At 34.8% G+C, this 26,203-nt stretch carries 30 protein-coding genes and 1 riboswitch; of the genes, 11 read left to right on the top strand and 19 right to left on the bottom strand.

Annotation, left to right across the window (positions count from 1 at the left end):
- Window positions 1-67 precede the first annotated feature (67 nt).
- The 7 genes from AABL85_RS16480 to AABL85_RS16450 all read right to left on the bottom strand — a co-directional run bounded on the left by AABL85_RS16480 (window position 68) and on the right by AABL85_RS16450 (window position 8,260).
- On the bottom strand, window positions 68-613 hold the full coding sequence (locus AABL85_RS16480; RefSeq protein WP_341310888.1) for a GNAT family N-acetyltransferase: 546 nt from the start codon (window positions 611-613) through the stop codon (window positions 68-70).
- A 96-nt stretch (window positions 614-709) separates the two neighbouring features.
- Window positions 710-1,789, bottom strand: a complete 1,080-nt coding sequence (locus AABL85_RS16475) for a DUF4465 domain-containing protein (protein ID WP_341310887.1) — start codon at window positions 1,787-1,789, stop codon at window positions 710-712.
- Between the two features lie 200 nt (window positions 1,790-1,989).
- Window positions 1,990-3,291 (bottom strand): cell surface protein, encoded by a 1,302-nt coding sequence (locus tag AABL85_RS16470; protein WP_341310886.1) that lies wholly within the window; start codon window positions 3,289-3,291, stop codon window positions 1,990-1,992.
- Between the two features lie 14 nt (window positions 3,292-3,305).
- On the bottom strand, window positions 3,306-4,442 hold the full coding sequence (locus AABL85_RS16465) for a YncE family protein (protein ID WP_341310885.1): 1,137 nt from the start codon (window positions 4,440-4,442) through the stop codon (window positions 3,306-3,308).
- Window positions 4,439-6,508, bottom strand: coding sequence for a TonB-dependent receptor (locus AABL85_RS16460; RefSeq protein WP_341310884.1), 2,070 nt, complete (start codon window positions 6,506-6,508; stop codon window positions 4,439-4,441). Before AABL85_RS16460 ends, AABL85_RS16465 begins: the two co-directional genes overlap by 4 nt.
- Before the next feature lie 112 nt (window positions 6,509-6,620).
- Window positions 6,621-6,802, bottom strand: a riboswitch (cobalamin riboswitch).
- Window positions 6,803-6,859: 57 nt separating this feature from the next.
- Window positions 6,860-7,300: a MepB family protein gene (locus AABL85_RS16455; RefSeq protein WP_341310883.1), complete on the bottom strand. Its 441-nt coding sequence runs from the start codon at window positions 7,298-7,300 to the stop codon at window positions 6,860-6,862.
- A gap of 132 nt (window positions 7,301-7,432) precedes the next feature.
- On the bottom strand, window positions 7,433-8,260 hold the full coding sequence (locus AABL85_RS16450) for a hypothetical protein (protein ID WP_341310882.1): 828 nt from the start codon (window positions 8,258-8,260) through the stop codon (window positions 7,433-7,435).
- 479 nt (window positions 8,261-8,739) lie between these two features.
- Here AABL85_RS16450 and AABL85_RS16445 point away from each other — a divergent pair, with 479 nt between their 5' ends.
- From AABL85_RS16445 to AABL85_RS16415, 7 genes are all read left to right on the top strand, one after another.
- Window positions 8,740-9,165 carry a hypothetical protein gene (locus AABL85_RS16445; RefSeq protein ID WP_341310881.1) on the top strand — a complete coding sequence of 142 codons (426 nt, stop codon included), beginning with the start codon at window positions 8,740-8,742 and terminating at the stop codon, window positions 9,163-9,165.
- Entirely contained in the window at window positions 9,162-9,530 is a 369-nt protein-coding gene (locus AABL85_RS16440) for a BlaI/MecI/CopY family transcriptional regulator (protein WP_006257580.1), read from the top strand. The genes AABL85_RS16445 and AABL85_RS16440 overlap by 4 nt, the downstream gene beginning before the upstream one ends.
- A 2-nt stretch (window positions 9,531-9,532) precedes the next feature.
- Window positions 9,533-10,735, top strand: a complete 1,203-nt coding sequence (locus AABL85_RS16435; RefSeq protein ID WP_341310880.1) for a M56 family metallopeptidase — start codon at window positions 9,533-9,535, stop codon at window positions 10,733-10,735.
- Window positions 10,732-11,532, top strand: coding sequence for a hypothetical protein (locus tag AABL85_RS16430; RefSeq protein WP_341310879.1), 801 nt, complete (start codon window positions 10,732-10,734; stop codon window positions 11,530-11,532). Before AABL85_RS16435 ends, AABL85_RS16430 begins: the two co-directional genes overlap by 4 nt.
- Before the next feature lie 86 nt (window positions 11,533-11,618).
- Complete coding sequence (locus tag AABL85_RS16425; protein WP_341310878.1) at window positions 11,619-12,101, top strand: hypothetical protein; 483 nt, start codon at window positions 11,619-11,621, stop codon at window positions 12,099-12,101.
- Between the two features lie 152 nt (window positions 12,102-12,253).
- On the top strand, window positions 12,254-12,610 hold the full coding sequence (locus tag AABL85_RS16420) for an energy transducer TonB (protein ID WP_341310877.1): 357 nt from the start codon (window positions 12,254-12,256) through the stop codon (window positions 12,608-12,610).
- Window positions 12,611-12,681: 71 nt separating this feature from the next.
- Window positions 12,682-13,158, top strand: coding sequence for a hypothetical protein (locus AABL85_RS16415; protein ID WP_341310876.1), 477 nt, complete (start codon window positions 12,682-12,684; stop codon window positions 13,156-13,158).
- 152 nt (window positions 13,159-13,310) lie between these two features.
- On the opposite strand, the gene AABL85_RS16410 is transcribed toward AABL85_RS16415, so the two are convergent.
- The 6 genes from AABL85_RS16410 to ruvC are packed head-to-tail and all read right to left on the bottom strand — an operon-like array spanning window position 13,311 to window position 17,083.
- Window positions 13,311-13,841 (bottom strand): GNAT family N-acetyltransferase, encoded by a 531-nt coding sequence (locus AABL85_RS16410; protein WP_341310875.1) that lies wholly within the window; start codon window positions 13,839-13,841, stop codon window positions 13,311-13,313.
- Window positions 13,842-13,877: 36 nt separating this feature from the next.
- Window positions 13,878-14,240, bottom strand: coding sequence for an MmcQ/YjbR family DNA-binding protein (locus tag AABL85_RS16405; RefSeq protein ID WP_341310874.1), 363 nt, complete (start codon window positions 14,238-14,240; stop codon window positions 13,878-13,880).
- Window positions 14,241-14,242: 2 nt separating this feature from the next.
- Window positions 14,243-14,614 (bottom strand): MmcQ/YjbR family DNA-binding protein, encoded by a 372-nt coding sequence (locus AABL85_RS16400; RefSeq protein ID WP_006266206.1) that lies wholly within the window; start codon window positions 14,612-14,614, stop codon window positions 14,243-14,245.
- 3 nt (window positions 14,615-14,617) lie between these two features.
- A complete protein-coding gene (locus AABL85_RS16395; protein WP_341310873.1) occupies window positions 14,618-15,388 on the bottom strand; it encodes a cyclase family protein in 771 nt (256 codons plus the stop codon).
- Window positions 15,389-15,392: 4 nt separating this feature from the next.
- Window positions 15,393-16,526: a radical SAM family heme chaperone HemW gene (gene hemW / locus AABL85_RS16390; RefSeq protein ID WP_341310872.1), complete on the bottom strand. Its 1,134-nt coding sequence runs from the start codon at window positions 16,524-16,526 to the stop codon at window positions 15,393-15,395.
- Complete coding sequence (gene ruvC / locus AABL85_RS16385; RefSeq protein ID WP_286413323.1) at window positions 16,526-17,083, bottom strand: crossover junction endodeoxyribonuclease RuvC; 558 nt, start codon at window positions 17,081-17,083, stop codon at window positions 16,526-16,528. The genes hemW and ruvC overlap by 1 nt, the downstream gene beginning before the upstream one ends.
- 170 nt (window positions 17,084-17,253) lie before the next feature.
- Here ruvC and AABL85_RS16380 point away from each other — a divergent pair, with 170 nt between their 5' ends.
- The gene (locus AABL85_RS16380) at window positions 17,254-18,192 is read left to right on the top strand and encodes a hypothetical protein (protein WP_341310871.1); all 939 of its coding nucleotides are present in this window, start codon (window positions 17,254-17,256) and stop codon (window positions 18,190-18,192) included.
- Between the two features lie 37 nt (window positions 18,193-18,229).
- Here the strand turns inward: AABL85_RS16380 and AABL85_RS16375 are convergent, their stop codons facing one another.
- Window positions 18,230-18,709: a hypothetical protein gene (locus AABL85_RS16375; protein ID WP_286413325.1), complete on the bottom strand. Its 480-nt coding sequence runs from the start codon at window positions 18,707-18,709 to the stop codon at window positions 18,230-18,232.
- A gap of 47 nt (window positions 18,710-18,756) precedes the next feature.
- On the opposite strand from AABL85_RS16375, the gene AABL85_RS16370 reads away from it, so the two are divergent.
- Window positions 18,757-19,257, top strand: a complete 501-nt coding sequence (locus tag AABL85_RS16370; RefSeq protein WP_286413326.1) for a DUF456 domain-containing protein — start codon at window positions 18,757-18,759, stop codon at window positions 19,255-19,257.
- Window positions 19,258-19,429: 172 nt separating this feature from the next.
- Here AABL85_RS16370 and AABL85_RS16365 read toward each other — a convergent pair whose 3' ends face one another.
- Complete coding sequence (locus tag AABL85_RS16365) at window positions 19,430-19,756, bottom strand: hypothetical protein (RefSeq protein ID WP_286413327.1); 327 nt, start codon at window positions 19,754-19,756, stop codon at window positions 19,430-19,432.
- Window positions 19,757-19,823: 67 nt separating this feature from the next.
- Entirely contained in the window at window positions 19,824-20,696 is an 873-nt protein-coding gene (locus AABL85_RS16360; protein WP_341310870.1) for a DMT family transporter, read from the bottom strand.
- Window positions 20,697-20,892: 196 nt separating this feature from the next.
- Between AABL85_RS16360 and AABL85_RS16355 the strand changes: the two genes are divergently transcribed.
- Window positions 20,893-22,308: a DUF1399 domain-containing protein gene (locus AABL85_RS16355; protein ID WP_341310869.1), complete on the top strand. Its 1,416-nt coding sequence runs from the start codon at window positions 20,893-20,895 to the stop codon at window positions 22,306-22,308.
- 701 nt (window positions 22,309-23,009) lie between these two features.
- Here the strand turns inward: AABL85_RS16355 and AABL85_RS16350 are convergent.
- From AABL85_RS16350 to AABL85_RS16340, 3 genes are all read right to left on the bottom strand, one after another.
- Window positions 23,010-23,639 carry a hypothetical protein gene (locus AABL85_RS16350; protein ID WP_286437409.1) on the bottom strand — a complete coding sequence of 210 codons (630 nt, stop codon included), beginning with the start codon at window positions 23,637-23,639 and terminating at the stop codon, window positions 23,010-23,012.
- On the bottom strand, window positions 23,623-24,165 hold the full coding sequence (locus tag AABL85_RS16345) for a hypothetical protein (protein WP_341310868.1): 543 nt from the start codon (window positions 24,163-24,165) through the stop codon (window positions 23,623-23,625). The genes AABL85_RS16350 and AABL85_RS16345 overlap by 17 nt, the downstream gene beginning before the upstream one ends.
- Before the next feature lie 937 nt (window positions 24,166-25,102).
- Window positions 25,103-25,489 (bottom strand): hypothetical protein, encoded by a 387-nt coding sequence (locus AABL85_RS16340; protein WP_341310867.1) that lies wholly within the window; start codon window positions 25,487-25,489, stop codon window positions 25,103-25,105.
- A gap of 195 nt (window positions 25,490-25,684) precedes the next feature.
- Here AABL85_RS16340 and AABL85_RS16335 point away from each other — a divergent pair, with 195 nt between their 5' ends.
- Window positions 25,685-26,119 (top strand): hypothetical protein, encoded by a 435-nt coding sequence (locus tag AABL85_RS16335; protein ID WP_341310866.1) that lies wholly within the window; start codon window positions 25,685-25,687, stop codon window positions 26,117-26,119.
- The last annotated feature ends 84 nt before the right edge of the window (window positions 26,120-26,203 follow it).

The following is a 26,203-nucleotide window of genomic DNA, read 5'->3' as shown; positions in this document are numbered from 1 at the left end:
AAAGGTTTAGTAGTTAGACCAATGAAAAGCTTTCCTAGTGCGGGAGAGCTTTTTTGTTTTTATATCCTTATCTGTATTGTTCTCTTCTATGATATCTAAAGAATCTTAAGGCTGCCTTTAAAAGGTTATTCTGGATATAATCATCTTTAACAAATATATAATCCATATAGATTGCGTTAGGATGCGGTACTGTCACATAAGGTGTACACTTAGTAAAACCGTATTCACTATAGATAGCGTTCTGGCCTTGTTGTGCTTTAGTAGTGGTGACATAAATTCTCTTGAAGTCTAATGATTGTATATGCTGTATGATGTATTGGCATAGTTTTATTCCTATACCCAGTCCTTGATACTGTGGACGTATATATAGATTAGTAATCTCACAAGTCGTATCAGTAAGTCTGTGCATGGCTATACAGCCCGCTAGTGTATCATTCACTTTAGCTATATATAGTAGCGCTTCATTAGAGACGTTATCTGTACTCGAGTTAGTACTTATGTTGCTGGAGTTGTCTAATGGCTTTAAATCTACTTTTATCGTTCTATCATATTCTGTAATCAATTGTTGTATATCTGTAGTTACAGTTAGAGACTGTATTATCTGGATGTTCATTATTAAGTGTGTTAATCTATAGTTAGAACAAGGTATAAAAAAAGGAACTGCTATAAAACAGTTCCTTTAAGTATATTATAAGTCTATTATTAAATTTTACTTAGCTAGTTTATGTACAACTAGATCTTTTACTGTAAATAGAGCAGGTGTATTAATACCATATTCTCCTTTATCAGATGAGTCTACATAGAATACTAAGTATTTAGCAGCTCCTAGTTTGTCTAGTTTTATTTTTTGCCAGTTAGTATTGATGCTTCCTTTATCATCTTTATAATCTACAAGTTTGTACTCAATAGGATTATTGATTACTTTTCTGTTTTCATCTAGTCCATAAACGATAATTGAGTAATAATCACCTTTTTTAAATTTTCTAGCAAAGTTGTCTCCATTTAGGATAGAGTAGTAAGTGTAAGGGCTTAGACCTACATTAATTTCTACAGGTAATAATTGTTGTCCTTTTTCATCTGAAAGCGTTACTGATGTTACTGCTTTATTTACATCTATTACATCACCTTTAACATATTTAGTAGTGATACCTTCTGTATAAGCTACTAAGAAAGGAAGAGCATTACCATCTTTATCTGTATTTTTAGCCATACTACCATGCATATTGCTAGCAAACTTATCTTTATGGTCTTTTTGGTCTGTACTGTTTGAAGCAATAAATCCATTCCAGTATTTGTTTTCACCGAAAGTAGAAACAGTGTGACTGAATGAGAAAGGTTTAGCTTCTATTCTCGCACCATTAGTAAAAGTATCTGTCCATAGATTACCTCCTTCAACAGGTATTCCTAGTTTAATATCTTTAAGGTTAAGAATATTATGAGTTTCACCATACTTAGCAGTAACGATATAATCATATATTTCTAATACTCCTGTGTTAGAAGTTACTCTTAATGCGATAGTTTGAGTCTCAGCATAATCAATCTTATACTTTAAGATAGGTTCTTCAGAAAGTTTTTTCTGAGTAGTAGTATTATGCCATACAAACTTATGTGTAGTAGGGTCAATTTTTGGGTCGATTGTAAACTCGCTTCTCGCTTCTACAGATTGTTTTATTTCTTTAATAACGATAGTGTGATTACTGTCATCGCTAGAACATGAAGTGAATACTGTAGTGGTAAGGGTTAAGCCTAGAGCAAGTAGTAAACTAGTACGTAAGAATCTAAGTTTCATCTTTAGGAATAAGTGTTATAGTTAATAAATTTTGTGTAAAATTAATGAAATAAATGAATCTATTGTTTCTAAAATGTTATTAATTTTTACATATTAATGTCATATAATGGCAATTTAAATGTTTTTTTGTTGATATCTTTGTAATTGTTGTGAGGTAACAAATAAAGCACCACTTATAAGTGGTGCTTTAATTTATTTAATTATTTTCTAGTATTAATATAGGTTCCTTCAACATGTAAGTCTATAGCACCAGCTACTTCTGTAGATACTTCTCCTAGCCAACCTGACTCTTGATTGATTCCTGTATATACTTTAACAAAATCAATACCTGGTAGATTAACTTTATTACCTTCTTTATCTACAGCCCAATTGATATCAATAGCTGATTCGTCATCATTATTAGGTGCGTTGTCAGCGTAACCCCAAGGATACGAATATAATACCCAATATGAACCTTTTCCACTTTCATCTTTAGCATTATTGGCTAACTTAGTTCCTTTAAAGGTAATCTTGTCCCCTGTATGCCATTCTGGAAAATAACTTTGTTGATGGAAAGTGTTTTTAGGTTTCCATCCTTTATTACCTTGGTTGTCTTCCCATTTTATATATTCTAAATCAGTAGCCCAATTGATACTAGGATCTTTTACAGGTTCTTTATTTGGGTCGGGTTTGTAATATGTAATTTCGTAATTCTTTATAGTCTCTTTTTTATAATATTCGCTACCAGCTATTTCATACCATTCATCCTCATCAGGTATACCATTTTGATTTTTGTCATATGCTACCATGATGATTCCAGGTTCACAACTTCCTCCACGACTAGGTGCTTCTGGATTAGGGTTGCCACTAGCCCAAAAAGCATTTCCTAGTACTCTAAAGTCTCTCTTTCCTGGAACATTAACAATTGTATGGTCAAACCCAAATACTACATAACCTCCAAATCCACCAAGCGAAATCATTCCAGCTTTATCTTTAGCTATTGCATCTTGAGCCTTTTTAATCATTGTTTCCTTTGTATCTCCAATGTTATAAATAGGTAGTTTATTAGTGAATTGACCATAAGAAGGCATGAAGTCAAATACTCTCGTAATATGCTTTTTGTATTCTACATTTTCTTTGTTAACAATAATGTTAAATTGTTGATTTATTTTTAATTTAGAATCTTTAGCTTCTACCTCAATAGTATAGTTTCCTGTATTTAGAGTTACAAAGTCTAACTGTTGTTGGTCACTAATTATAGAGTCTTTACTAATATCATTAAGCTTTATTACTTTCCAAGAAATAGAAGGGTTAGTAAACTGTTTTAATTCTGGTTTTATTAGTACTAATTTACTTCGGTCTACTTTATATATAGAGTCAAGTTTTAAGACATTACCAGTTGGAACTACCGGATCAATTGGCGGAGTGACAGGAGATGAATCATCACTAGAACAGCTATAAAAAGTAATAGCTGATAGGCATAAAGTAGCCATTAGGCTTAGTTTTAATCTTTTTGTTTTCATATTAAGTTATTGGTTTATTTTTTAATGAATGCTATATGAGCGGGTATATTACCTCCTGTTGTCTTCCATTTAAGCTTTCCTTCAGGAGAGAAACAGTAGACAAAACCTGTCCCTATATAGTCTTGTGCATCAGTCATGAAGATTTCTTTGGTTTCAGGATTGACTGCTATTCCATAAGGTATCTGTATTTGTTTTTCTGTGCCATCAGTGATGATGTTATCAGTAATAACTTGTTTTGTCAATGCATTAAGGATACCATAGGATACATTATTACCTCCTGTGTTATGTTTATAAGAAGTTGCGTAGTAGTATAGCTTATCATCATCCATAGTCATATTAGATACAGGGATGTCAAGCTTCTGCTTCACTTGGTCAGAGTCAGAGTCTATTACATATAAGTTAGGTTCTACATTATAATAGTCTCCTCTTGAAGAAACATAGATGTCTCCAGCTTTATCTATCTGCATACGATGTAAGTTGATGGCTACATCTATCTTTTTGGTTTCTGTAAATGAAGGAATGTCTATCACTGATACTGTAGTATCATAGTTAGGAACGCGGTATCCTCCAGAGTTAGCCACATATAGTTTGTTACCTTTAATTACCATTTCTTCGGGTTGATAACCAACTGTTACTCGTCTAGTTACTTCTAGTGATAAGGTATCTATCTCCGCTACGAAACCACGTTCTGCATTTGGATTTATTTCTACTTTTCCTGCATACGAACTAACGTATGCCTTACCATCTTTAAAAGCGAGATAACGGCAGTTAGGTACATGTATTTGTTTAATATGTTTGCCTGTTTCAACATCAAATACTTCTATGAAGTTTGATACGTTAATAGTAGCATAGGCTTTAGTTCCATATATCTTGATATCATTACCTACATCTCCTAGTTCTTTAGTAATGTTAGGGTTTATTTCTGAGAAGATATCTCTAGTATACGTCCCATTCTGATATTCAAATAAGTCAATAGACGCTCTGTTCATTCCCATATTCCCCTCATTAAGAAGATAGAAACCGCTGTATTTATCTGTAGTAACAGGGATAGATACTTGCGAACTATCTGATAAAAAAATCATCTCATCTTTGCGACAACTTATTAATGTTAGTAATGCTAATACAAGGAATATTATTTTGTTTAATTTCATAGGTCAAAGCTTAAAGTGAAACGGAAGTTACGTCCAGGCATTGGGAAGTTACTCACAACTTCATAATATTGATTCGCAATATTGTTTGCCTCTATGCTTGCTTTAAAGTGATAGTGTCTCCATTTAAAGCTTTTCAGCAAAGAAATGTCATGTGTATACCAAGGTTGTATTTCATTTCGTTTGATATTGTTTTTATTACCATTGTAACGTTCTCCTACATAAATAAAACTATAATTCAGAGACCAATCTTTATAGTCTAAGCTAACTATAGATGATCCAGAATGCCATGGAGCATAAGGTATCTGATCTCCGTAATAAGAAGGCTTGCCATATAGCGTTTTACTCTTGTCTTTGGCAACCGTATATTCATAAGTTAGGTTTACTCCTAGCTTTAAGTCCTCCATGATTTTTAGAGTAGTTCCTAAGTTAGTTTCTATTCCGTAGTTTTCTACCTTTCCTAGATTGGTCATCATCCATCTCATCATACTAGAAGTAGGAGTAGCAATAATCTTATCTGTAATATTAGCATAATAAGATTCGACAGACAGATGTACTTCTTCAAAAAGAGAATGTTGAAACTGTTTGTTATAAGTAAAACCTAAGTTAACCTGTCTAGATGCTTCAGGTTTTAAGTTAGCTGTACCTAATTGAGTATAATAAAGGTCATTAAATGTAGGTAGTCTATAAATGTACTTATAGAAAGAATGAATGACTAGATTCTCATTATCCCAAGGCTTATAGCTTAGGAATACAGAAGGTGCCCAATAGTGACGATCAGGTGCTTCAAAGTTATAACGTACTTTTTCTTTAGTAAATGTTCCTAGTATATTAGCTTGAGCCTTTACTTTACCCAAGTTTACAGAAGTTGCAAGTGAAGTTAGGAATGTGTAGCGTTCAGGATAAGAGAACGGCGTTCCTTGACCTTTGCGTGTTGCATTTAATTTATTGTATTGTAAATCTGTAGATAAAGACACATCCCATATATCTGTAAGCTTGTACAGGTGTGCTGCAGATAGATAATACTCTTGTTGAAAATAAGTATTGTCAAATTGTGGATTATAAGTTACCTCTTCTCCTTCAAAGCCAACCGTCTTACGTGATAAGTAATGCATTTCATCATAAGCATATTTTCCTTTGAGTTGGAATTGATATCTGTCAGAAACAAATCTTGTCCATTCTCCTTGTGCCATGAAGTTTTTGTCTTGCTGACGTTCATTGATGTTTTCTGTTTCAAGAGTTACATCACTTTTTTTAATAACGGCACCAGGTAAGCCTCTATCTGATTGGTAATAATATAAATTAGCTTGCCAAGTATCTTTATCTGTTTTTCCAAACCATGTATTCTCTATTCGATATGCCTCTATATCACTATTCTGTCTATGTCCAATAGTATCATAAGCTACAGAGCCATCTATATTGTGGCGTTTTTGTCTGAATTTATAATCACCATTAGAATAGATATATTCAGCACTGATAGAGGTACTAATATTGTTATTTACCTTGATATCTGTACGTACAGAAGGGTTGACTAATTGGATAGAACCCGCTTTATACTTAGCTGATATATTGACGTCCTTTCCTTCTTGGAAGATAGGCTTTTTAGTTTGTAGATATACAGTAGAAGCAGACGCAAACTCCTTAGCAGATTGGAAGATAGCACTACGTTGACCATTGTATAGCTTTACAGTCTCGATATTGTCTAAAGAGAACTTTCCTAAGTCTACGATTCCATTCTGTGCATTGCCTACTTGTACCCCGTTATAAAATACTCCTACATGATGAGTACCCATATTACGAACATCTACTGTCTTTAGGCCGCCCATACCTCCATAATCCTTGATCTTCACTCCTGCGAAGTATCTTAGAGCATCTGCTACGCTATAACTATTAAGACGTTGAAGTTTAGCTCCGTCTAGTGTTTGTACAGGTATAAGATCTCGAAAGACTTCTTTTTGTATCACGATCTCATTTAGAGCAGTAATACTGTCTTTAGGTGTCTGTGCATACATAGCAGTATTTGCTATACATAACAGAGTGGTTAGTACTAGTAATTTTGTTTTAGTCATATTAGTTTTTGGCTAGTTGATTTTGACAATGGAGTAGATTTAAATGCGTCAAAATCACTGTTGCCAATGACTGTATCATAGAACGCCTTATGTTTCATCCCCCGAAAACATCAAAACTTATTTTAGATTGGCAGGTATTCTGACTTACTCATAACGAATATCCTTCCCATCTATGCGACAGTGGATAGCTAGATTCGTTAATTTTTGATGAGCTTACAGCAGCGGGTCTGTTTAGGATTTGCACCTAATTCCCTTTTTCGTATCACAATGATAACCAGTCTCGTTACAAATATATAAAAAAAGCTTAATGGAATGTATTTATTCTGTTAATGGTATTTTATTATAGAATCTTTAAAAATTATTCCAAAAAGGCAGGTGAGATTGATAAGTCTTTAAAGCTTGCTTGTTCATCTCTGTTTCTAAAACTGGATAGACACGCATTCCTCTTTTGCCTTCTTTTAGTTTAGTAGATATTATATTAAGTTTGGCTAATTCTTCTTTTGGGTATAAGAAGTACCCTTGTTGAGTAGAAATAAGTAGATAGTCAAAATCATCTGTGATCTGATGTGGGATAGTCTTTCCTTCATTATCACGTTGCCATATCGCTACGAAATACCCTACCTTTTTGGGTGTTATTTTAGCTTCTCTATAAACGATTTTTTGGTTGTTGATACAGAAGGTACAGGCATTATAGTCATTTTTCTCCTCTGCTATTTGAACATCGTATATTGGGGTATTATACCTAGTGGTAAGTGATTTATCTATGCGTGTGAGAAAGTTAGGTATTTGCATTAAAATGAATTAATTTTAATCAAATGTAGTAAGTTTTATTTTATAAGTTGCAAAAGATTAGTTTTGCGCATAAAATAGATGCTCCAATAGCCATAAAGACAGATAGGAGCATCTATTCATTAAGAAGTGATCTTATTTCGTTTTAGTGATTTCTATCTCTTTATAGGAGAATTCTTCTCTAACTGTGCTATTATTGTTTGTAGAAATACTTATTTTAGGATATTTATTTTTATTATATTCATATTGTACATTCCCTTTTGTCGAGTTGTTTTGATTGTAAGAAGTTACATTATTTATAGGCTTATAATAGTACATGATATCAAAAGCTGTTGTTTTTTGAAAATGCAGAGGTAGATTTACTGGCATGTCTCTAAAAGGATTGGGGTTGTTATCATAAGTATAAGATTCTACCAGATTAGCATTATCTATCGTAGAAGTATTTACGAGATTACCTTGATCATCATAATTAAAACCTGTTGTGTTCTTTATATCTGTCGCTTTTATTATTTGTTTTTTACTATTATGAGTAAAGAATAGTTTACTATCATAGTCTAGATCAGTACTTTTTATCATTTGTCCTTTATCATCATATTCGAAAACAAAGTTTTTTGTCAGTTTACCCTCGCCATTGACTTCTTTTATTTTGATAAGTTGGTTGTTCTTATCATAAAAGTAAGAGCATTCAGACTTGGAGTGCACCACTAACTGATTGTTTCTTATAGCCTCATAAGTCATGTAATGGTTTGTTACTTTGCCTTGATCATCATAGGCAAATTTCACTTCATAAGAATCACTATCATCTTTAAAGGAATCTATATTCGTATAGACATCTAGAACAGTGATTTTTTCTTTCCCTGAATTGGAGGTGCCGTCATCATTAGAATTATTACTATCAGAACTACATCCTATAGTAATAAATACTAATAAAGTACTTAAAATGTTAGTTATAGCCTTTTTCATATGAATGAATATTAGTAATGCAAAATTACTAAAAAAAATGTATATTATATGTTTTATTTACTTTTATTGTGTTGTTTTTTAGTTATTTATGTTAAAAATAACCATACAAGATGTTATTATTAAGAATAGAAAATAAAGCAATGTTTACTTTGTGATTTTTATATTAATGATGGTGCTGTCTTAGATTGATTTCATCAGTATATATCTTATAATATGTACGCTTTGCTTGCACTTTCTTGAGGATTCTTAGGGGATTCCTAGGAGTTTTCTTGCCTAGAGGGTGTTTTTGTCAAAGAAAGGTGCAAGAAACCCTCAAGCAATCCCCTAGTAAGTCAAAAGAAAACAATCATTAGTTTAAGAATAAACACTAAAAAGAGGCTGATCTTTTATGTACTTATTTTTAAAATAATGATGCGAATATTTGTTTTTCTAAGCAAGTGTTCTATATTTGTAGAATAACATCTACAAATATCAGTGTTATGAAGTATAGTGTATTCATTTTTAGTCTTGTAATAATTGTATCTTTCAGTTCTTGTAAGATTAATCAGAAAGTTGGAGGCGAGAAAGTAGGTCGTTGGGTGTTTAAAAGTACAGTCGAGGGAAAGCAGGAAGTACAACGTGGAAGATACGACAGTGCGGGTTTTCAGAAAGGGACATGGAGGTATAAGCGAGATGGAAAGCTTTATAAAAAAGAAGTGATACGAGATTCTATAGCTCACACTACTTTCTATCACCCCAATCATAAGGTAGAGGCAATCGGTAAAACGGTATTGGTCAAAACTAATAAAGGTTTGCATTATTACTATACAGGATCTTGGTTTATCTATGATCTAAAGGGAAGATTAATACAAGTAAAGCATTATAAAAAAGGAATATTAGAACATATTACAACTGTACGAGAATGATAAAACTACCACAAACAGAAGAACAACTAATGGAATATATTTGGGATATGGAGAAGGCATTTACAAAGGATATTATGGAAAAGTATCCAGAGCCTAAACCTGCTCAAACAACAGTGGCAACGTTGTTAAAAAGATTAGTTGACAAAGGGTTTATTGATTATAAATTATATGGTAACTCTAGAGAGTACTACCCTTTAATAGCGAAAGATGATTACTTTGAGAAACATCTTAACGTCATGGTAGAGAACTTCTTTGATAACTCTGCTTTGCGTTTTGCTTCTTTTTTTACTAGAAAAAGTAAGATGAGTAAACATGAATTAGAAGAATTAAAAAAAATAGTAGATGAACAGTTAAAGACTAAATAGCTATGTTATTATACCTATTCAAAATCACACTTATTCTCATTGCTTCAATAGTGATATATAAGCTAGTATTAGAGAATAGTAAAGCGCATCACTTTAAGAGATATTACCTACTAGGGACTTTGCTTATAGGGCTTTTTTTACCGTTTATTACTATTTCTACAGATGTGGAGATGGTATCATGGAATCAAACTTTAGAAGAATTAAACGATGTCATTATGGAAACTCCTAAACAGGAGGTGATGGTTAATTCTACTATAGATTGGTCTTATGGAATAGGGGTGTTATATCTGATAGGTATATTATTCTCACTATCTAAGTTAGTTGTCGAAACTATCAAAATTAGAAGGTTAAAACAGGAAGGAACTAGTATAGAGTTCAATGATGTAGCTATAGTTTTATCTAGTCAAATCACAAATGCCTTTTCGTTTGGGAATACAGTATACTTTCCTATAACAGAAGAAGTGTCAGAAGACAATAAAATATTGCAACATGAGATAGTACACGTACAGCAGAGACATAGCTTGGATATTATCTTGATAGAGATGCTAAAAGTGCTCTTTTGGTTTCACCCAATATTCTATTATTATAAGACTTGTATAGCGTTAAACCATGAGTTTTTAGCAGATGACTCGAGCGTTTCTTCACAAGAAGAAGCAGGAGCATATTTACAGTTATTATTAGCTCAGACTTATAAACAGCATGAGTTACAAGTAACGAGCTCTTTCAACTTTAACTTGACAAAGAAGCGATTCATCATGATTACAAAAACGAATAGTCCATGGAGAAATAGATTAGGGATCAGTTTGTCTTGTGTTCTTTTTTTACTAGTGGGTACACTTGCTATTCAAGCCAAGTCAACTAATCAGAAAGTGACGCCAGATACAGCTGATATACCATTCCAAGCGACAGATACGCGAGCTCAATATCCAGGAGGGATGAATCAGTTTATTAATGACTTTCTTCTAAATTTTACAGATCCATATCCCTATTCAGAAGAGAATGAAGCTAAAGTAGTAATACAGTTTACAGTAGAAACGGATGGGACATTAGAGAATATAGTGGTTTTAAGAGATCCGCTAGGAGTAGGAGAAGAGATCGTAAAGACCTTAAGGACGATGCCAAAATGGCTTCCTGCACAGCAGAATGGAGAAGTAGTGAGCACAGTGTTTACTTTACCAATAACTTTTAAAAGAGCAGCACCATGAGACCAATAACAACAGTATTATTATCATTTAAGCTATATGTTACTTGCGTAGTGACTTTATTAGGAGGTGTATTAACAAGTATGGGACAAGAGATATTAGAGGATTACAGTAACTTTCTTGCACTTGAGAAAGTTGAGCTTTCTTCAGGCGATATACGTTTATTAAAAACAGTAAAAGAAGTAGACTCTACTGTGAAGGGAGCAGAGTATATTAATAAGCATCGTTTGTTTTGGAACTACCTTGTAGTGAATTTTTCAGAGCCTTTAGAGAAGAATACATTTGCCTCGAATAAAGAGATTACTTTGTCACAAGATAGCGTTCTATCTATGATGGTGTCGGATACTATTTTTAGTCCGTTAGTAGAGAAGTATAACGCTCAAGTAATTAAAAAGAATAGTAAAAAAGATACTATCTCTATGGATGAAATACTTAATGTTGCTGTTAAGTTCTTTAGTATAGAGAATATTACCCCAAAGGGAGAGTACACGGCGAGGGTATGTGTAGGACTAAATAGTATTAAAAATACTGAAGCTATACGTATGCCCTTTGTAGAAGCTTTTGCTTTCAATGCCATTATGAAGAATCTTAGAAATGAACAGTATGATGTATATAATTACTTTATAGATTCAATAAGGGGTATTTATAAGTTAAACCTTGGTATTGATAAAGAAGAAAGATTGCTTCGTGCTCAGGGTGCTCTTTTTATTCAGATGCTTCAGAGTGATAAACTGAAAGAGTTATTAGAAGATGAATATGATCTGAATAAGGAGGTATTACCTTTTGTACTTTCTTCGTAGTTAGAATAAATTTATATAGAACCTGTCGTTAAAAGACAGGTTTTTTTATACTAACACTTGAATAATTTGTATTTTTAAAACAAAAAATGAGAACTAATTATTTTAAGTACCTCTTCACTATTTTTATCTCTACCTTAGTTATGGACTCGTTTGCACAAGATAGAGTAGTTATCCATGAGCATACTCCTAAGTCTGCCTTGATCTGTGCTAGGTCTAATACAGATACTGTTGAATTCACGCATAACAAACAGTTTAAACCTGCTACTTCTCGTATGAGTGCTGATCAATTATCTATAAACTTTTCTAAGCATTTTTACCAAGCTTTTCCTGATAAGAAGGTGAGTAATAATATCAGTCTTGTTTTTGAATTAACCATTGAGAAAGACGGCTCTATTAATGGTGTCAGTGTATTGCGCAGCAACTTTACATCAGAAGAGAACGATAAGCTAAAAGAGATCATTTATACGATAATAGCAGATACTTGGATTCCAGCTTCTTATAAAGGAGAGAAGATTACTTCACAGTATACATTGCCGATTATATTATTAGCAGATGTTAATGAAATTTAGTGTCAATGTGATGTAGGAGTTTTTTTGTAATAGTGATAAGAGATATCTTAGTTAGCTGTTAATAAAAAGCACAATACAGTGTTCAATACAATGACAACTAAAGTAATACTAACACTTGTATCTACTACCCTATTTTGGTTAGAAGGCGGGAGATGCATAAAGTGGTAGCAAATAGCCTATCGAATAAAGTATCTTCTCTGACAGATAAAAAGCACGCTAAGTATCCAGGTCATTTTATGAATGATTTTGTAAAAGCCTTTTACAAGAATAACCAAGAGATAGAGACAGAAGAGACAGAACTTAGTTTTACTATTAATTTTACAGTAACAGATTCAGGACAGGTAGATAATATTACTGTGCCTGGTATTACAGACTCATCTATATCAGAGGAGGTTGTCCGTACAGTGAAGTCTCTAAAGAAGTGGAAGCCTGCTACAGAGGGTAAAACAGCAATAGCATCACGATATTCAGTACCTTTTTATATTAATGTATTCATATTAGAAGTATAACGAAATCAAAGAAGAGGGCATATCGCTCTCTTTTTTTGTTTATCTTGAACTTGCTAAAAAAAGAAAATAGAATGATACATAGAATCTTAAAGCTAGTATTTGTTTTTACCTTGTTTGTATTAGGGACTCAGTACAGTGTGGCTCAGAGAAAGAATAAAAAGTCAAAAAATAAGCAGACAACAGAAGTTATTACATCTCCTCGTGATACAATAGCTACGTATCAAGGAGATTTTAAAGAAGACTTCTTAAGAGCATTCTTTAAGGAGAGTGGTAAGATTGTATTTAGTGGAGCAGAATTTAAGTTTGTTCTTAGTTTGTTATTGACTGATACAGGAGAGGTGAATGAAGTCATTGTTCTTGGTGTAGATAATAGCAACGTTAAGGAAAGAATGAAGACTATCGCTATGAATGTAGGAACTTGGACTCCTGAGGTAAAAGAAGGAAAGCATATTAAATCTCAAGTAACAATCCCTTTCGTTATTAAGCAGAGTGACTTTATTATGACTCCAGCAGATTTAAACAAGCTATTAGAGAAAAGAAAAGAGTAAACTATCTGCTAGTATAAAACTATATCTCTGAATAATGTAAACCTATTGATTTTTTATTGATGTAATAATACCTTTGTAGTAAGTCCATTATTTATACGAATTTACGGACTTACTATAGAGTCATTTAATAGAAGATTACCTTGCTAAGATTTCTATAAGTTGATCTCATATAAGACATGTTCTACTAGAGGATGGTCTTTAGGGACAAGAGGATGATTAAAGTTCTTTACATAAGACATTCCTATTTTCTCCATTACATTATACGAACGCTTATTCTGTGTCGTAGTGAATGAATAGATCTTATCTAATCCTAAAGTTTCTTTACCAAATGCTAGACACGCTTTAGCAGCCTCTGTAGCATAACCTTTACCCCAGAACTGTGGTAGCATACGCCATCCTATCTCTACTCCTGGAGCGAAGTCCACATCAAAGGTAATATCTAATAACCCGACAAACCCAATAAAGCTTCCACTGCTTTTTTCTTCTACAGCGAAGAATGCATATCCTTGAGTATCTATTTTACTTTTTTGTCTGTTGTATGCCTGTGTTGATTCTTCAGCTGTCATTTTCTTCAAGAAAAACTCCATCACCTGATCATCCTGATTCATAGCTATAAAGTCAGCTAGATCACTTTCTTTATATTGACGAATCAGTAGTCGTTCTGTTTCTATAAATACCTTCATTGTTTTATTTATTTTATTGTTTGTAGAAGAGTAATACTATAGATTAATCTCTTTACGTACTTTTTTAGTTAAGCTGTTGAATACTAAATCATATGAATGATCTATTAATTCTTTTAATAGAGGCCACTGTACAGAACCTCCTAAGTGTACACTGTTCCAGTGCTTTTTGCTCATGTGATACCCAGGTGTGATTTCACTATAATCAGCACGTAATTCTTCTGCACGTTCAGGATCACACTTCAGATTGATAAAGCAGTTCCCTTGTTCCCATTTCGTTAGATTTAGGAGTAAGTATATTTTACCTCCCACCTTGAATGTTAGAGTTTCTTCATCAAAAGGGAAGTCCTCTACTGTCCCTTTTTTATTTAGGCAGTAGTCATAGAGTATATGTACATCCATTGTTATAGTGGTGTTTTACCGAGTTGTATTAATTCTTTTCGAGATAGAGTATCGTAGACTAGATCATAAGAGTGGTCTATCCATTCTTTGATTTGATCAGGTGTAAATCTACCTCTGAGATATACCGTATTCCAGTGTTTCTTGTTCATGGTATATCCATATGTAATATCTTCATATTCCTCTCTTAATTCAGTCGCAAGTTGAGGTTCACATTTGAGGATAATATTGCGATCACCCTGTTCCCAAAAGTGCATGGCAATCATCGCAAATATCTTTCCGCCAACTTGGAATGTCATTAAGTTTTCGTCAAATGGGAAACCACTTGTAGCATAAGGTCTAGAAGAACAATAGTCGTATAATTCATCTAGTTCCATAGTTTATATGATTTTATATAATACAGGTTTACTAGGACTAGCATCATTGACAAAAGAAGCTAGCTGTATATTCAGAAAATAGAACCCATCCTTTACCTCATCATCCACATATATCATCTCTGTAATGGTAGACTTTAGTCTAGCATCATCGTTCAGATGACGAGTATCTGTTACATTCCAGAAGGCCTTATGAGCGAGTAGTTGCCCGCCATCTTCTTCTCTGTCTACGCTTGGCAGATCTATGAGTAGATGATCTATATCCTGCTCTCTTAAGAAGGTAGCAGCCTCAGCACATAAGTAAGGAGGATTGGTATGAGAGTATTTTCTATGTTTCTTGTTTAGCTCATTAGGCGTAGTACGTATGATAATCGCTTTTTGATGATTAGCAGTCCATACCTTTTTTAGCTGTGCTAATGTGATTACGCAGTCTCCATCTTGTTGTACTTCTGGAGAGATAGTCACAAGTTGAGCAAAGAAGAAATATTCTTTTAAGCTCTCATTGACATTGTAGAAGTCATACGTGATATGTCCTAGACATTCTGTATGAGTCCCATGCCCATGAGGGTTGAATGCGATATTATTAAAGTTAGTCGAAGACTTACCTTCACTTACTTTCCCTATCCAGTCTTCTACCACTACAGGAGATATCTCAGGCTTATCTAGATACCATGCGATAGGGTTATCGTCAGTATTGATAAGCGGGATAGAGATATCTATCGGCTTAGAGAAGTCGATTTGATAATCTGTATCTGAATAGGTTATCGTTGCTTTCATTGTTTTATTTCAAATCTAAATAAAATAAATCAGATGCAATACCATCACTTAAGAATTTTCCCTTATTTGTGATCGTAAGGATATCCCCTTCTTTATGCATCAGTCCGTCTTCTAAGAAAGGGGCGCTAAGTTTGATCAGATAATCGTGATAAGTCTTACCGAACTCTCTTTCTACACGAGTCAGATCTACTCCCCATATCGTTCTCAGTCCAGTCATGATATACTCATTATATCGATCCGTCAGGTTGAGTTCTTCTATTTCTCTAGGTAGTTTATCTTCTGAAATATCTTTTATATAAAGACTGTTATTCGCTATATTCCAACTTCTGTGTACTCCGTCAAAGCTATGTGCTGAAGGGCCTATACCTAAGTACTTTTTACCTAACCAATAGGCTGAGTTATTCTTAGAATAATACCCCGGTTTAGCGAAGTTAGATAGCTCATAGTGGATATACCCATTCGCTTTTAGAGTCTCTATTAACAACATAAAATGTTGATGAGCCACCTCTTCTTCAGGGCTAGGGATAACCCCTTTTTTGATGAGTTTGTTTAAGGCAGTACGCTCCTCTACAGTTAGCGCATAGCACGATATATGAGGAATGCCAAGGTCTAAGATACGCTGTACATTAGATAGCCATCGTTCATTGCTCATATTCGGAATACCGTATATCAAGTCTATTGAGATATTGTCAAAGAGACTCGTAGCTATCTCTAGACATTCGATAGCCTCTGTAGAATTATGAGCCCTATTCATCATCTTCAGATCGTCCTCATAGAAAGACTGAATACCGATACTTAGTCGGTTTACTCTAGATTCTGCTAATTTGTATAAGGTAGCTTTATCTAGATCATCCGGATTCGCCTCTAATGTGATCTCTGGATGTTCATTAACCTCAAATAAATTATAGACTGTCTGTATCAAGTCATTAATCTCATCTACCTCCAAGATACTAGGCGTACCACCACCGAAATATATCGTCTCAATGATCTCACCATCTAGTTCATTCTGGCGCAGTGCCATCTCACGTTTTAGACCTGCCAGCATCTCCTCTTTCTTCTTTAATGAAGTAGAGAAGTGAAAGTCACAGTAGTGACACGCTTGTTTACAGAACGGAATATGTATATAGATACCTGCCATTATTTCTTTACTCTATCTTGGTTTTGTTTTACGAATGCATCCCAGCCACTATAACTTTTAGTAGCCAATGTTCGCCCACTGTTAAAGAAGTGACAGACAGCCGCTGCTAGTCCATCCGTACTATCTAGATTCTTAGGTAGTTCTTTAAGCCCAGGTAATAGTTGTTGTAGCATCTTTGCCACCTGTTCTTTACTAGCATTACCACTACCTGTGATCGCCATCTTTATTTTTTTAGGCTCATACTCCGTCACAGGGATATCGCGAGACAGTGCTGCAGCCATCGCTACTCCTTGCGCCCGTCCTAGCTTTAGCATAGACTGAGGGTTTTTACCTAAGAACGGAGCTTCGATAGCAATCTCATCAGGATGAAAAGTTTCAATTAATTCGATAGTTCTATCAAATATCAATCTTAGACGAGTATATCTATCCTCATACTTAGCTAATAGCAATTCATTCAGCTGAAGGAATTCCATCTTTTTATTCACCACCTTGATGACGCCGAATCCCATGACTGTTGTTCCAGGGTCTATACCTAATATGATTCTATCTACTGTCAATCTATTCTTGTTTTTAATATCTATGCAAAGATGATACGAAATCCACACTACTCCAAAAAACTGTTCAGTTTTGCTATAAACCTTAGCAATACAGCTTTTGTATAGGAGCTGTAGTTAGTTTTTTGTACTATATACACGATCACACTAAAAATATCGTTTACTTTGTAGCAATGAAGATACTATCTGACAAAACTAAGCAATATCTCGTACTTCTAATTAAAATATTAGTAGTAAGCGCCGCTTTTTATTACATCTATAACCAACTGTCAAATGATGAGACATTGGATTTCCATATTTTAGGCGAAGTAGTGAGTGACCCTAAGAATTACCTCGCTATTGCTGCGTTGATGTTTTTGACATTCTCTAATCGTTTTGTAGAGATTCTGAAGTGGCAGAATCTATCTTCATTAATTAAACCAGTCTCTGTAGGACAAGCTGCTAAGCAAGTATTGAGTGCTTTGACACTTGGAATATTTACCCCTAATGGGATAGGGGAGTACGCAGGTAAGGCACTTTATTTTGAGAAGAAAGATGCCCCTCGTGTTATATTCTTGAATATGGTGTGTAATGGGGTACAGGTGATCTACGCTATTGTTTTTGGGTTGATGGGATTGACTATTCTGAATCAGTTCCATGAGATTATCCCTAATACTTATCTATACATTGTATACGCTGTGATAGCGGTTGTATTTACCTTGTTATTCTCTATCAGAAACTTCGCTATAAAAGGCTACTCTATACAGACTATTCTCAATTTATTAAATGAGATACCAAAGAAGAAACACCGCAAGAATCTATTCTTAGCCCTACTTCGTTATGCATCATTTACCCATCAGTATGTGATTTTGTATTATTTATTTGGTGTAGATATACCTTATTTTGAGCTCTTATGTACCGTATCGGCTATCTATTTAATGGCATCTTCATTACCTAACTTTCAGTTCTTAGAATTTGCTGTCAAGGGGAGTATTGCCATGTTTATTTTCACTGCTTTAGACGTTAATCAGTGGGTTGTCGCATTAGTGGCTACCTTGATATGGTTACTGAATATCGTTTTGCCGATCAGTATCGGTAGTTACTTTGTATTGACGTTTAAAGTAAAAAAATAGAGAACAACCACTGTATCTACCAGAACAATATACACTATTACTGCTTACTCAATACAACAGGAACCACGAATTGACTTTTCACAGGAACACCTCTTTTCAAGGCAGGGTGTACCGTAGAGAAATCCTGACTTTGTTTGTGTAAGATATCATCTATCGTTTTAGTCAATCCTTTTAGGCTATCAGGTATTTCGTATAGTTGAAAGTCTATTTTAGAATTCGCCTGTACAGTTACCAGTATTTTGAGGGTATCTAGTTGATCGAAGTTACCTTGAATAGTATCCGCATTTAATCTTAACTGTAGATTTTGGGTAACAAATGAAAAGAAACAATCCTTTTTAGCCTGGTTATCTGTTAGAGAATCACATGATTCTACAGACGGATAACTATCTACCTTGCTCCAGTCTATCTTTTCTAATTCTTCTTGTAATAAAGCCTCTTCGTCTAGCTGATAATTCGCTTTATTCTGACAACCTAGTAATACTATCGATAAGAAAATTGAAAAGAGTAATTTTTTCATAGCTTGGATTATTGTATCTTTAATTCTCAAAAATACGAAAAATACAGATGGAATATGTACTATTATTAATCAGTATCTTATTATTAGCAGGAGGACTTATCGGAAGTATTTTACCTGCACTACCAGGACTACCTTTGAGTTGGGTAGGTATCCTATGCTTATATTTGACTAAGGGAGTAGAGATGGATCATCCTATTCTGTGGGTGAGCTTTGTGGTGATGATAGCGATTTCTATTCTAGATTATATCATTCCTGCCCAGGGTACTAAGAAATTTGGAGGGAGTAAGTACGGTGTATGGGGAACCAATATCGGACTCGTAGTCGGGATATTTGCACCTATTCCATTAGGGTTTATTATAGGGCCATTTGTAGGAGCTTTAGTAGGAGAGCTAATCTATAATAGCAAGGAGAAAGGTAGAGCATTAAGAGCGGCTACAGGCTCACTGATTGGCTTTTTAGTTTCTACTTTTATGAAGGTAGTAGTTTCTATCATCTTTATAGGTTTAGGAATAAAGATTATTTGGAACAACGCCTCAGTATGGTTCTAAGATAGTCGTCAATTATTTATCCAAAAGCAATGTCATGCTGACGAAGGAAGCATCCCATCCCAATAAGGACTTTCGAATGAGACCTTTCCTATCGTCAAGGTGACACGCTAAACGTATATTCATTCAGGACATGCTACATATAGCGTCTACCACACAGTCTGTGAATTTAGAACTACTGTTCTATTTTTACTTTGAATGTTTCTCTCCATGCACTACTCACTTGAGTCTTAATTTCAGAATTAGTGATGCGTACTTTTAGTTCATCATTGAAGCGAACATTTACATCATTTGCGTACTCGTCGAAGTTATTGACACGTACATTCATACTACCATCTGCATTTAGAGGTACTAATCCATAGTTTGTATTAGCACTAGGAGTGAAGTTAGCAGGAGTATTCGCTTGTGCAGGTGTGACGATAGAGATATCTTTAAATACTATCACCACTAAGCATGCAGCTATCACTGTAAGTATAGCTTTAGTGTATAAATCAACTTTCATAATATTTTTTTTAATAGTTAACTAGTTGAAATATACAAAAATAAGTGTTCTAAATATAGACTATCTTTTATTTTTTACTACCTAACAACGGTTTTTCTATAAAAGTAATTCCGATCCCTAATAGGATAATAGCACCTCCTAATATCATCTGTATCGTAATCTGCTCATCTAAGAATACCCAAGCAAGTATAGCCGCTAGCAACGCCTGGCTTAGTAAACTCAGTGATACACGAGTAGCTCGCATATGCTGAGTAGAGTAGCTGATTAATAACCAAGCTAATAGTTGACAGATAATACCTTGTATCACTAGCGTCACCCATCCCTCTGTAGACCATCCTGTAAAAGGCGAACCCGCTATTAGATTTACTATTGCTAAGAAGGCAGAAGAGACTAGTAAGCTATACGTCATAAATGGGATAACTTCTACTGTAGATAGCACCTTTTTACTCATCAGGATATAGCACGCATACAATATTCCTGACAATATCCCAAAGGCAAAAGGCAGGTCAAAAGAGAAATCCATGAATACTTCTACTCCGATAAGGACTACCATTCCTAGAATAGCGAATACTGTTCCTATCCAGAAGTTAGACGTAGGTTTAGTACTTAAGAATAGATAACTACCTACACCCACCCATACAGGAGCGAGGTTAGTCAGTAATGTAGCCTGTGTCGCAGAAGACCCTTGTATCGCATAGTTCCATACAGCGATATCAGACCCAAAGAATATTCCACATAGCACGATCAGTCCCATTGTTTTAGCATCGTATAGCTTGATCTGTTTCGTAAAGATAGCATAAGGCACTACGAATACTGCCGCTATAGCCATACGGTAGAAGGCAGATACTAGACTCGGAGTCAAGTTTAACTTCACAATCACAGGGAATATAGAGATACATATTATTCCGATAAACAATGCTATACGTGGTTTATTAGCCATAATGGGTCTGTTTTTTTACTAACTGCAAAGTAACACTTTTCTTTTGCTAGTTTATCTGTTTTTTGGCAAAGGTCATTAGAATATGAGTTAGATTGTTACAGTTTGATAAAAGGGATTTAACATTTTCTTCTTACATTTAGTTCTGATAACACATATAGATGCCCCCAACTCTATAGTACCTAAACTCGAGATGAGAATGAATAAAGAACTTTGGGCAAAGATAGAAGCGTTCCAACTAGATAAATGGACAGATGAGTACGGGTTCGTATTGCGCTTAGCGAAAGAGAACTTATGGACTAAGCATTTTACAAAATCAGCTATATTAGAATACAAGAAGTTTATGTATCTCGCTGCCACTTCTAATCAGATGGTCTCACCATCAGATATTGTCGATATCGTATGGCATCAGCACCTTATCTTCACACAGAGCTATAATCGCTTCTGTAAATTGTTAGGTAAGGATATACAGCATATCCCTTCTACGCATAACCGTACAGAGATAGACAAATTCAGAGAAGCAAAAGAACAGACTACCACCCTCTATACTAAAACATTCGGAGAACAACCTAAAGAGATATGGGAGTATCGCACGATGTATGACAGCCTTCGATTAAAGAAATCTAAACTAAGTAATAATAGACTATTGGGGATATCAGTAGTACTTGTTATAGCACTCTCTATTATTTTATTTTATCCATTGCGAGCTATTTATCGAGAGATTAGTAGTGAAGTATTCTTACCATTCTGTGTAATCTTCTTTATTGGGTTATATATATTTATGGTTCGTTATAGTAAGACTAAGATTCAAGAGATTATTACAGATAGTAGTTACGAGTCATTTATCTTTAATCTACATCCGTATGAAGTGATGTATCTAAAGAATAGAGGAGTTAGTGAAGGTGTGATAGGAACATTTCACGAATTGATAGAGCAGAAGAATTTAAAGCTAGAGCCTAATGGTAGAATTAGGTTGATACAGAGTAGCATTGTGAAAAACCGTGAACAGGCTGCTGTACTAAAAGGTATAGAAGAGACTGATATAAGAGATTATGAGGATCTAGTGAATATGCTGAAGACTAAACCCGTCTTTATGAATAACAAGACTGTTATAGATGCCCTATTTAGTTATATCCGTAACTCAAATAAGATTAATCAGTTGATTATTCAACTACTTGTTACATTAGGCGGAATGTCTTTTTTAGCATTTATGCGTATAGTTATTGGTATTAGTAGAGATAAGCCTGTGTCTCTTATTGCTATACTGACTATAGTGATGATTATCACTACCATCGCTACTGTAAGTGCAGTATCATCTAGCTTAATCGAAAAAGGAGTTTTAGCCTATTATCAGTCAAGAATTATCCCTAAGAAAGCAAAAGAGAACAACTGGCAGTGGTCTTATGTAGAGGGAGGTATAGCAGCTCTAGGAGCAGCTCTAACTACCACAGTTATATTATCGAATAGTAAGTATAGTAATATGTCTAATTCAGGTATTAATAGTTGTAGCACAGACTCTAGTAGCTCTAGTAGTAGCTCTGATAACTCCTGCAGTAGCGACTCAGGTAGCTCATGTGGTAGTAGCTGTGGAGGCTGCGGTGGCGGAGGTGATTAGAGATATTCTATTCACACAACTTGTAACAGTAAAGAAGATTACATTTCGTCTACCACACAGCATACCACGTTCATTTGACCCCTATCGTAGGGCTGTATTACATACAGCCGACACCGTATAACCACACAGCATACCACGTCCATTTGACCCCTATCGTAGGGCTGTATTACATACAGCCGACACCGTATAGCCACACAACATATCACAGATTATTAACATAAATACCTCATACTGAATTGATTATTTTTAAATGTTAAATAAATAATTATCTTTTATTTAAAATGTTAAATTATATTTTAAAATATGTATATATTAGCATTTTGAAAATTATTATTGCTATGAAAAAGAATCTTTCATTGTATGAGAGATTGGGGTACTATTAGTTTAGACTCGTTTGATTATCGTAAGTATGTTATCTAATGTTCATATAGTAAGTGTAAGTGATAAGATTAATTAGATGAACATTTGAAAAGCCAAAAGGATACATCCTTTTGGCTTTTTTATTTCTTAAAGAATACAAATGCAGGCTTAAGACTATTATCTTTCTAATTCCAAAAAGGAGTAGTACTGTCGTCATGATGACAACCTGTATGGATAAAGAAAGAAGGTATCAATACATTGTAGTAGGCATAATGTATTGTTTTTTCCTCTCATTCCCTGTTCCCCAACATCCATTCCCTTTCTCTAATACCTATTTCTCATTATTTTATCACGATAACATTAAAGAGCTGTTGTAGCATCTTGCGAAAGTGCTGTCCATATCTATCCTCTATCTCTGTAGGGGAGAGGGAGGTAGTGATATGTATGCGAGGATACGTCTGATCAAAGCGTTGCTCATAGTGACTCTCAATGATATTCGTAACTACCTCACAGGCATACCCATAGTGTTTAGCCACTTGTTCTTTGCCTAGGTTATCTAGGCAGAAGGGTTTTGCATTGATGTTTTCGTATCGCGTAGTCGTCTCGAAGCCTCTCTGCATAAAGTCATGCGAGAGTGAGCGACACGTCTTGATATCATACTGTTTTTTTCTAGAGAAAAAAGGTTTGACCAGCTGCATCACAGCAGTCTTGCCACTACTAGGAGCCCCCATGATGAGCAATCCTTTGTCTAGTGATAAATCTAATCTCTCTAGCGTAGCGTGATCTTCTATGGCATAGATAAGCACTTTGTACAGTGCATCTTTGAGAAACTGATTAATGATAAACTCCTCCCCATATAACTTTTTTCCCCTTTCGAGGATATAAGATAAGCAAGTATTAAAATCGTACTGCTTCGTGCTCTCAACCAAATCGTATGTGTCTTCTAAACTAGTTTTATAGGGCTTCATCATATTTTGAAATTGTTGAATTATTTATATTTATATGTTTTTGTTTATTGTTTATAGTTTTATATATGTGTCCCACTACTAGTCCACGACTTGTCCCACTTTCGGGACAAGTGCTGACCTCCTCTAGTGTCCCACTTTCGGGACAAGTAGTGGACTGGTACACTGTACCATTTTTTGGACTAGACGTGTCTGACTTTGCCTTCTTTATCTTCTTGTGTCGTTCTATGATATCTGGAGTATAGATGATCTTCATCACAGAGTTGCTATAGCTAGACGTAGAGGGTGTATAGACTATCCATCCCCAGTCCACCATCTCTTGGAGGCACTTACTGTAGGTAGTCTTGCTCCCTATCTTGCTCAGGCTCATTAGTTCAGGGCGGTTGATAATAAAAGTTTCTGTAAAATGGTTGAGGTTCCACTGTTGGAATAAGGCGATGTATAAGCTGACATGGGTTGGTTTTACAGCAGGATTATCCTTTAGTAATTCAAACCAAAAGTTGAGATACTTGATGTAATTGATGTTTTTCATATTGTCTTTTTTAAGTTGATAAATAGCTTTAGAATAGTATCAAATTTAAAAAAGAGATTTCATTTAAAAATACACTTTATAAACAAAGTTTCGATTATTTGTGATTTGTGTTTAGTATAGTTTAGATGTCTTATTTTATCGGTCATAAGCCTTGTTTTGTTTGATGAAATAAGTAGGTAAATAGAGATTTAAATGGCTTAAATGAAGATATTCAAATATTTTAGAAAGCGCAGTAAGTGCTCTAATCTTCGAAACATTGTTCTTGTTTAATTACGTGGTTCAATAAATGGACTAGAGGTGGACTCATCTGCTCTTTTTGACCGCTTATGCTATCTTGTGACCTGATTATAAACCCCATCAAAAAGTAAAATGTTATGAGAAGAAAACCAACGAGATTTTGTATTTACCCAAAAGATGTCATGCTTATCACGGGTAAGAGTTATTCGACGTCACTAAGACTGCTGCGAAAGATCAAGACAGTCTACCGCAAACCTAAGGAAGCTTATGTCAGCTACACGGAGTTCTGTGAGTATACAAATCTAGATGAACAGGAGGTGCTAGAGGCGATCAGTAGATACTAAGAGACGGCTATAGCGATGTAGAGGAGAGCCTATATCGCTATTTTTTTGTGCGATGAGGTGTAGATGGTTCAGATCAACTATTGATGAAGTAAGGAGATGGTTCGGATAGAGATTTGCCTTAATTCGGTAAAACACCTTCTAAGCCAAGTAATCACTGCTACTCTCCGAATAGTTTCCGAATGAGATAAAAATGAAATCTTGTTGTAATTTGATTATCAGTGTGTTGTTTCAATTTCAGTCAGGCATACTGGGTCAAAATGGGATTTTAGAGTCATTATCTCCATATCCGTTCATTTATAGGCATAGCGCATCGCTCCACCTAGAGATAGGGGAGGTGAGTAATGGGAAAGATTAGGCTATCCCAATGTAGGCATCATAGGAGTAGATGAGGTACATGTACACGCAGTGGACTTCTTCTTTCTAAATAGATAGTAGAGATGATTAGCTCCATCGACAACGAGCGTGTTGATATGAATCAATTCATACCCTTTGCCATCTAAATAGTTTATGATATCGATATCCGAATTAAAAATCATGGGTGTACCATCATCATTTTTGAGTTGCTTATTTTTTGCCTTTTGCCCGTAGTTTATATTGGCATAATGCTTACTTGATAGGGTAGGTACAGTTACGGTTACCTCTAGATAAGTAGCCGTGATCTCCGATAGAGGCGTGTCACTGACCGTCTGCCCATAAGATATCGTGCAGAATAGTGTGGCGATAAGTAAGATAAATTTATTCATAGTTGTGTTTAATTATGTATGTAAAGCTAAAGATAGACTATATCAGGGATAGTAGTATGTGTTAGTCTTATTAATTTAATAGTACATACTGAGAATGTTGAACTGTGATATAATAAATAGGGGATATCACAGTTAATTAGGTATTGCTAAAAAGAAATAAAAACAGAGTGATAAACCGCTCGCAACAAATTGTTTATGAAAAAGAAAATACTACTAGTGTCTACTGTACTGACACTACTGACTACTGCTGATATCACAGCTCAAGCGAAGAAGGATAATACTCCTACTAACCGCGATCAGACTACGAAGAGCTATAGTAAGGAGGCTACTCCTGTGCGCTCTCGCATCAGTATCGAGCAGCTATCTCGCAACCTAACCAAAGCCTTTAAGGAGAAATTTCCTACTAATGCTGTGGATTATGATCGCTCGGTTATCTTTGACTTTATGATAGAGCCTGACGGTACTGCGTCTTATATAGAAGTGGTGCGCAGTGACTTCGACAAGGAGATGGAAGTCCACCTTATCCAACTAATCGATAAAGTAACCATGAACGCCTGGGAACCTGCTTCTCTAAAAGGTAAGAAAATCCCCATGCAATACACCGTGAAGCTATACGTGATGAGCAATTGACAAATGACAATGAATAGCGAGGAATAATCTACGTCTTGTATATCAAAGTAGAGACGGATTATCATCCGTGTCACATAATGTATG

The organism is Myroides odoratimimus (genome assembly GCF_038039805.1).
GTDB lineage: Bacteria > Bacteroidota > Bacteroidia > Flavobacteriales > Flavobacteriaceae > Flavobacterium > Flavobacterium odoratimimum_B.
The sequence above is the reverse complement of the archived record's forward strand: the minus strand, read 5'-3'. Positions and strand labels throughout refer to the sequence as shown.